At 72.8% G+C, this 7460-nt stretch carries 8 protein-coding genes; 6 read left to right on the top strand and 2 right to left on the bottom strand.

Annotation, left to right across the window (positions count from 1 at the left end; all coding sequences use genetic code 11):
- Positions 1-82: 82 nt before the first annotated feature.
- Positions 83-1747 carry a urocanate hydratase gene (gene hutU / locus AWZ10_RS16025; RefSeq protein ID WP_046706229.1) on the bottom strand — a complete coding sequence of 555 codons (1665 nt, stop codon included), beginning with the start codon at positions 1745-1747 and terminating at the stop codon, positions 83-85.
- Between the two features lie 120 nt (positions 1748-1867).
- On the opposite strand from hutU, the gene AWZ10_RS16020 reads away from it, so the two are divergent.
- The 6 genes from AWZ10_RS16020 (at position 1868) to AWZ10_RS15995 (ending at position 6990) form a co-directional block, all read left to right on the top strand.
- A complete protein-coding gene (locus tag AWZ10_RS16020) occupies positions 1868-3337 on the top strand; it encodes a type III PLP-dependent enzyme domain-containing protein (RefSeq protein ID WP_244172501.1) in 1470 nt (489 codons plus the stop codon).
- A gap of 382 nt (positions 3338-3719) precedes the next feature.
- Entirely contained in the window at positions 3720-4118 is a 399-nt protein-coding gene (locus tag AWZ10_RS16015) for a hypothetical protein (RefSeq protein WP_046706228.1), read from the top strand.
- A complete protein-coding gene (locus AWZ10_RS16010) occupies positions 4115-5059 on the top strand; it encodes a hypothetical protein (RefSeq protein ID WP_060891392.1) in 945 nt (314 codons plus the stop codon). Before AWZ10_RS16015 ends, AWZ10_RS16010 begins: the two co-directional genes overlap by 4 nt.
- Positions 5060-5096: 37 nt before the next feature.
- Positions 5097-5717: a roadblock/LC7 domain-containing protein gene (locus tag AWZ10_RS16005; RefSeq protein ID WP_060891391.1), complete on the top strand. Its 621-nt coding sequence runs from the start codon at positions 5097-5099 to the stop codon at positions 5715-5717.
- Positions 5718-5733: 16 nt separating this feature from the next.
- Positions 5734-6108 (top strand): roadblock/LC7 domain-containing protein, encoded by a 375-nt coding sequence (locus AWZ10_RS16000; RefSeq protein ID WP_046709337.1) that lies wholly within the window; start codon positions 5734-5736, stop codon positions 6106-6108.
- 162 nt (positions 6109-6270) lie between these two features.
- The gene (locus tag AWZ10_RS15995) at positions 6271-6990 is read left to right on the top strand and encodes a lipoprotein (protein WP_060891390.1); all 720 of its coding nucleotides are present in this window, start codon (positions 6271-6273) and stop codon (positions 6988-6990) included.
- 95 nt (positions 6991-7085) lie between these two features.
- Here AWZ10_RS15995 and AWZ10_RS15990 read toward each other — a convergent pair.
- The coding region (locus AWZ10_RS15990; protein WP_060891389.1) for a hypothetical protein at positions 7086-7460 on the bottom strand (375 nt) is incomplete at its 5' end.

Below are 7460 nucleotides of genomic sequence, written 5' to 3'. Positions count from 1 at the left end.
CCCGGCGCGGCCGGACGCGTGGACGGCGGCGAGGCGTCAGCCCCCACCGAGGCGTCCGCGCCCTGTCCCCCTTCGCTCCGGATCACGCGTCGCCGCCCTCGCGCATCGGCACCCGTACGCCCCGGTCGTCGGCGACGGACTCCGCGATGTCGTAGCCCGCGTCGACGTGCCGGATCACACCCATCCCGGGGTCGTTGGTCAGTACACGCCGGAGCTTCTCCCCGCCGAGCTTCGTGCCGTCCGCCACGGTCACCTGACCGGCGTGGATCGACCGGCCCATGCCCACGCCACCACCGTGGTGCAGGGACACCCAGGACGCCCCGGACGCCACGTTGACCATCGCGTTCAGCAGCGGCCAGTCGGCGATCGCGTCGGAGCCGTCGAGCATGGCCTCGGTCTCGCGGTAGGGGGAGGCGACGGAGCCGGCGTCCAGGTGGTCGCGGCCGATCACCAACGGTGCCGCCAGCTCCCCGCTCGCCACCATGTCGTTGAACCGCTCACCGGCCTTGTCCCGCTCGCCGTAGCCGAGCCAGCAGATACGCGCCGGGAGGCCCTGGAAGTGGACGCGTTCCCCGGCCATCTTGATCCAGCGGTGGAGGGACTCGTTCTCGGGGAAGAGGTCGAGCATCGCCTTGTCGGTCTTGGCGATGTCGGCGGGGTCGCCGGAGAGGGCGGCCCACCGGAAGGGGCCCTTGCCCTCGCAGAACAGCGGCCGGATGTAGGCGGGGACGAAGCCGGGGAAGGCGAACGCCCGCTCGTACCCGGCGAGCTGGGCCTCGCCGCGGATGGAGTTGCCGTAGTCGAAGACCTCGGCACCCGCGTCCAGGAAGCCGACCATGGCCTCGACGTGCCGGGCCATCGACTCTCGCGCGCGGGTGGTGAACCCGGCCGGGTCCTTCGCCGCGTACGACGCCATGTCGTCGAAGTCCACGCCCACCGGCAGATACGCCAGCGGATCGTGGGCGGAGGTCTGGTCGGTGACGATGTCGATGGGGGCGCCCATGGCGAGGATCTGCGGGAGGAGGTCGGCCGCGTTGCCGAGGACGCCGATGGAGAGAGGGCGGCGGGCGTCACGGGCCTCGACCGCCAGTTGGAGGGCGTGGTCGAGCGAGTCGGCCTTCACGTCCAGGTAGCGGTGTTCGATGCGGCGCTCGATGGCGCGCGGGTCGCAGTCGATACAGATCGCGACGCCGTCGTTCATGGTCACGGCGAGGGGCTGGGCGCCGCCCATGCCGCCGAGACCGGCGGTGAGGGTGATGGTCCCGGCGAGGGTGCCGTCGAACTTCTTGGCGGCGACGGCGGCGAAGGTCTCGTAGGTGCCCTGGAGGATGCCCTGGGTGCCGATGTAGATCCAGGAACCGGCGGTCATCTGCCCGTACATGGTCAGCCCGAGCTGTTCCAGCCGGCGGAACTCCTCCCAGTTGGCCCAGTCGCCGACGAGGTTGGAGTTGGCGATGAGGACGCGGGGCGCCCACTCGTGGGTCTGCATGACACCGACGGGGCGGCCGGACTGGACGAGCATGGTCTCGTCCTGCTTGAGGGTCCGCAGGGTGCGGACCATGGCGTCGAAGGAGCGCCAGTCACGGGCGGCCTTGCCCGTGCCGCCGTAGACGACGAGCTTGTCGGGGTGCTCGGCGACCTCGGGGTCGAGGTTGTTCTGCAGCATGCGCAGGGCGGCTTCCTGCTGCCAGCCCAGGGTGCTGAGTTCCGTACCGCGCGGCGCTCGAACGGGGCGGGGTCCTGACACGGTCTGCCTCCTCGCTATACAGCAACTATTCACATCCTGACTTGATGAATAGAGCTAGTCAATACGGCGGTAGGGCCAGCGACGGCGCGCCGCGGATGTTTGGCTGGACACACTGGCCCTATGGGCTCGGACGACTACACGACAACGGGGGAAGAGAGGGGAGACGTGACGAACGGGACCGTGGGGGACGGGCCGGCCGGGGGCCGGGCCCACCCGCAGGACGAGGAGGACAGCGAGCGCACGCTGCGGCTGTTCGACACCGACGGCGAACGGGCCGCCCGGCGCGACGAGGCCGTGCGGGCGGCGGTGGAGCAGGGACTGCTCGGCCCCGGCACCCCGGTCGTCGCCCTCCTCGACGTGACCGGGATCCGGGCCTCGACGGGGGCGCTGCGGAGGGCGTTCGACGCGGTGACGGCGCCCGGTACGCCCGTGCTGCACGCGTTCGCGGTGAAGGCGACGCCGCTCGTGCCCGTACTACGGCTGCTGCGCGAGGCGGGGATCGGGGCGGAGGTGGCGAGCGCCGGGGAGCTGGCCCTGGCGCGGGCGGCCGGGGTGTCGCCGAAGCGGACCGTGCTCGACTCGCCCGCCAAGACCCCGGCCGAGCTGCGGGAGGCGCTGGCGCTGGGTATCGCGGTCAACGCGGACAACCCGCAGGAGCTGGGCCGCATCGACGCGCTCGTCCGGTCGGCCACCACCCGTTCCCCGATCGGCATCCGGGTGAACCCGCAGGTCGGCGGCGGTGCGATCGACGCGCTGTCCACGGCGACGGCCACGTCGAAGTTCGGGGTGGCGCTCCGGGACGAGGGCGCCCGGGAGTGGGTCGTCAGGGCGTATCTGGACCGCCCCTGGCTGAGCCGGCTGCACGCGCACACCGGGTCTCAGGGGATGCCGCTGTCGCTGATGACACGGGGGATCACCGAGACGTACGAGCTGGCGGAGGAGATCAACCGGCGGATCGGGCGGCAGCAGATCGACACGATCGACATCGGCGGCGGGCTGCCGGTGAACTTCGCGTCGGAGGCGGCGACACCGACGTACGAGCAGTACGCGCGGCTGCTGGCGGAGGCGGTGCCGGGGCTGTTCGACGGGCGGTATGGGCTGGTGACCGAGTTCGGGAGGTCGCTGCTCGCGAAGCACGGGACGATCGTCGCCCGCGTGGAGTACACCAAGAGCGCGGGCGGGCGGGCCATCGCGGTCACCCATGCCGGGGTACAGGTGGCGACGCGGACGGTGTACGCGCCGGGGGCATGGCCCTTGCGGATCGCGGCGTACGACGGGAAGGGCCGGGTGAAGAGCGGGCCGGCGGTGGTGCAGGACGTGGCGGGGCCCGCCTGCTTCGCGGGGGACCTGCTGGCGGAGGGGCGTTCGCTGCCGTTGTTCGAGCCGGGGGACTACGCCGCCGCGTTGGACACCGGCGCGTATTGCTTCGCGCACCACTACGCGTACAACTCTCTGCCGCGGCCCGGGATTTACGGGTACGTGCCCGGGGAGAGGGAGATGCGGTTCGCGGTGGTCCGGAAGGCGCAGACCGTGGAGGAGATCGTGGCGGAAGCGGGGGGAGTCGAGAGGTCGGGGCTACTCGGGCTCTGACACGCGCCTTCGAGTTCGGGCGGGAACTGTGGGGCGGCGGCTGCAGGTTGGCCGTGGCTGGTCGCGCAGTTCCCCGCGCCCCTGGGTTGCCCGAGCGCGCCCGGCAGTGACAACTGCTCCCTCTCGCACGCCCCTCAAGCCCCCCAGAATGATTGACGCCCGGCGCCTCGCCCACGCTGGGCATGCGGGTCGGCCGCATATGCCCACCTCAGCGCACTGCTGGGCGCCTGGGCCCCAACAGCGGTGAAAACCAGGCAAGTCGACCTACCTTAGTCACCTCTCCGCATGTTCCGCTGGAAAATGCCAGATCCCTCACCCCTCGCGCACACGTTGCGTAGCGTCTGCGTCACTCAGCCGAACCGCAGGCAGGAGGGGAGCCACGGTGCCCGGAATCGACGAGTGTCTGGTGGAGGCCATGAGGCTGCCCGGTGCCTTGGGCGCCGCAGTGGTCGACTGGACCAGCGGGCTGGCGCTGGGCACGGTCGGGGAGGCACCCGGCGGTGACCACGAGACGACCGCGGCGGAGGCGGCGGAACTGGCGCGGCTGGCGGCGGAACACCGGGCGTTCGCGCCGGAGGAGGGTTCCGACTGGTCCGGGGCGGAGCTGCCGGTCGAGGACCTGATCGTCAGCAACCGGGACACGTACCACGTGCTGCGGTTCGTGCGGACGACGTTCGACAGCAGTGTGTTCCTGCATCTGTGGCTGGCCCGTTCGGACGGCAACCTCGCGCTGGCCCGGATCCGGCTCGGGGAGATGGCGGGGCGGCTGGTGCTGGCATGAGCGTGATCACGACACCGGCGCCCCCGCCGCCCGTGCGGGGCGAGCACTTCCGGCAGGCCGTCGCCCCGATGCTGCGCCGGCTCGCCGCCGAGCGGGCCACCGGCGTACTGCTGCGCGAGAGCGGTTCGCTGTATCTGTCCGAGGGTGAGGTCGTCCATGCCGAGAGCCCCCGGTCGCCGGGCCTGGACGTGCTCCTCACCACCGGCGGCGTCCTGGACGGCGACGGCTGGCGGGAGGCGGTCGACACGGCCGGGGCCGGGCTGCGGGTCGGGCGGTTCCTCGTGGACAGCGGGTGGGTCACCCGGGGCGCGCTGGAGCTGTGCCACGCGGGGGCGCTCTTCGACGCGGCGTACTTCGTCCTCGGCCCGAGCAGCGCGCAGGCCAGCTTCCGTTACGGGGCCGCGCACTGGCTGGGACCGATCCGCCCGGTACCGGTGGCCGCCGTGGAGCGTGAGGCCCAGCGCCGCCGCGACCTGCTGCACCGTATCTGGCCCGACCCGGCGACGGACGAGGCCCCGCTGGTCAGGTCCGCCGGCCTGGACGTCCCACCGGTCCCGGCCCGCCAGGGGGCCGTGCTCGGCCAGGTGAACGGTGTCCGCACGGTCGCCGAGATCTCCCTGACCCTGGGGCGCCCGGCCTTCCACACCCTCGTGGACGTACGGCGGCTGACGGCCGCGGGCCTCATATCCGCGACCCGGCGCAGCCCGGCGAGAACCCCACCGGTCCCGACCCGCCCGGACCACGTCCCCGCCACCCGTCAGGGGCTCGCCCCCGTCACCCACTCCGGCCCCGCCCCGTCGGCCGATCCGGACCGTGACACGGCTGCCGGACCCGCGGCCGGAAGCGAGGCATCACCCCCCGCCCCACCTTGGCCGCTCACCACCCCAGACCCCGACGTGGCTCTACTGCAAAGGCTCAGGGATGCGCTGGAGGCCCTTTGAGCGGCAGCGGGAGCGTCCCGCCGAGAGGAGACTGATCATGGCCGCGGAGGCCGAAGTCCTCGACGAACTGCACCGGTTGAGGGCCCGTGTACCCCAGTTGACCGGCGCGCTCGCGGCCAGTGTGGACGGGCTGGTCCTCGCCCACGACACCCCCGGTGTGGAACCGGAGGGCCTGGCGGCGCTCACCGCCGCCGCGCTCGGCGTCGCCGTACGGATGACGGACACCGCCGGCCGGGGCGAGCTCCGCGAACTGCTGCTGCGCGGCGACCACGGCTATGTGGCGACGTACGCGGCGGGTTCCTCCGCCGTGCTGACGCTGCTGGCCCAGGACCGGGTCAACGTGGGCCGGCTGCACCTGGAGGGCCGCCGCGCCGGCGGCCGCATCGGCGAACTGATGGACGCCCTGCCCCGGCCGGACGACACGGCCACGGCCAACGCCCGGTCGGCCGCCAGGAACCCGGCCCGGTCGGTGGCCAGGACCGCGAGCGCGGCCACGACCGCCGCCACGACAGCCGCCTCCGTCACGGCCGCCGCCTCGTCCCAGACACCGGCCAAGGCCACGGTCAGGTCGACCATGCCCCGCCGGACCCCCCGCGCCACCACCCCACGCACCACCCCCCGAACCGCTCCCAACGCACCTACCACCAATGAGAGTTGAAAGGACACCGCACATCATGGCCAACACCGAGACCGCGCTGAAAGAGGCCCTCGCGTCCATCGAGGGCGCGACCGGCGTCGCCCTGGTCGACTACACCAGCGGCATGGCACTGGGCACGATCGGCGGCAGCAAGGGATTCGACCTCACCGTCGCCGCCGCCGGGAACACCGACGTCGTCCGCGCCAAGCTGCGCACCATGGAGCACCTCGGCCTCAAGGGCGAGATCGAGGACATCCTGATCACCCTGTCCGACGCGTACCACCTGATCCGCCTGCTCACCGGCCGCGGCGGCAACGGCCTCTTCCTCTACCTGGTCCTCGACGCCAAGCGGGCCAACCTGGCCATGGCCAGGCACCAGTTGAAGCGGATCGAGGCGGAGTTGGAGGTCTGACCCGTCCGACACCGCGGCTCCGGCGGCGCACCCCACCCGGGGCGCGCCGCCGAGCACGTTCCCGGCAAGGACCCGGGCCGAACCCGGCAGCTACCCCGCACACCCGTGCGAACGCCGCCTCTCCCCCTCCGCTACCGTGTCCGCCCTGACCAGGAGAAGAGGATGACGGTGGGAAGAGCGGTACGGGGGACGGTGCTGGCGCAGGTGGCCTTGCTGGCCGGGGTGCTGACCGGGTGCTCGGGGTCGGCGGAGGACGGCGACGCGAAGCCGTCGGCGAGCGCCACCAAGTCGGTGAAGGCGGAGGCCGGGCGGGAGTCGGAATCGTCGCAGGACGCCGTCGAGAGCGGCGGCAGCGTCGGCGCGGCCGGTTCCGCCTGCGAACTGCCGGTCACCTTCGACACCGCCGAGAAGTGGCGGCCGGAGGCCGTCGAGACCGGGGCGCCCGACGGCGGGAGCGGTTCCGAGGAGGACGCGCTCGCGGCCGAGCTGGCCGAGGGGCTGCTGCACCAGGGCCCGTTCACCGCCGCGTGCGAGATCGACGCCAAGCCGGCCGGGAACCTCGGCTTCCTGCGCGTGTGGACCGGCGAGGCGGGTGCGAAGGACGGCGACGCGGAGGCGCTGCTCAAGGAGTTCGTGGCGGCCGAGGGGAACACCAGCAAGGCCGAGTACAGCGAGTTCTCCTCGGACTCCGACGTCTCCGGCACCGAGGTCACGTACCTCTACACCAGCGAAGCCCTGGAGGAGACCAAGAAGGAGCGCGCCTTCGTGACGGTCACCCCGGACGGGCCCGTCGTCGTCCACCTCGGGGGCCTCGACACCCAGGAACACGAGGAGATGCTCCCGGCGTACAAGCTGGCCAAGCGAACCTTGAGCACCGCCTGACGAGCCTCCGAGCTCTGGGAATCGGCTGCGAACTCCGACACCCGGCGAGTCCTGACGTACGGGTCGAGTCTCGGCCCCGGCGCAGGAACCCGCCCCTACGCCCGCCGCCCGCCCCCGGGCGCCGCGTCCCCCGCGCCGAGACCGGTGACCCGGTACCCGGCCACCCGCTTGCCCGTCGGCCGGCCGCCCCGCGCGGACAGCCAGTCCACACGGACCCACAGGAGCCGGCCGGTGCTGGCTTCGTGGCGGCCGAGCCAGGCCGCCCTGAGGCGGAGGCCGGTGCCGAGTCCGGCGAGGAGCATGCCGCCCGCCGCGGGGAGCGCGAAGGACGAGCCGAAGGCGGCCGCGAAGCCGAGCAGCAGCCACCAGCGGTGGCCACGGCGCCAGGTGCGGAGGGTCACGGCACGGTCCTGGAGGACGTCGTGCTTCCCGGCGCGCACGGCTGCGCGCGCCGGTGCGAGATACCGGCC

Source organism: Streptomyces europaeiscabiei (genome assembly GCF_001550375.1).
GTDB classification, from domain to species: Bacteria; Actinomycetota; Actinomycetes; order Streptomycetales; family Streptomycetaceae; genus Streptomyces; species Streptomyces europaeiscabiei.
This window is presented reverse-complemented; position numbering and strand designations above follow the sequence as displayed.

Coding starts and splice junctions, on each gene's coding strand:
- AWZ10_RS16020 (WP_244172501.1), top strand. CDS start 1,868: ATGGGCTCGGACGACTACACGACAACGGGGGAAGAGAGGGGAGACGTG.
- AWZ10_RS16010 (WP_060891392.1), top strand. CDS start 4,115: ATGAGCGTGATCACGACACCGGCGCCCCCGCCGCCCGTGCGGGGCGAG.
- AWZ10_RS16005 (WP_060891391.1), top strand. CDS start 5,097: ATGGCCGCGGAGGCCGAAGTCCTCGACGAACTGCACCGGTTGAGGGCC.
- AWZ10_RS16000 (WP_046709337.1), top strand. CDS start 5,734: ATGGCCAACACCGAGACCGCGCTGAAAGAGGCCCTCGCGTCCATCGAG.
- AWZ10_RS15995 (WP_060891390.1), top strand. CDS start 6,271: ATGACGGTGGGAAGAGCGGTACGGGGGACGGTGCTGGCGCAGGTGGCC.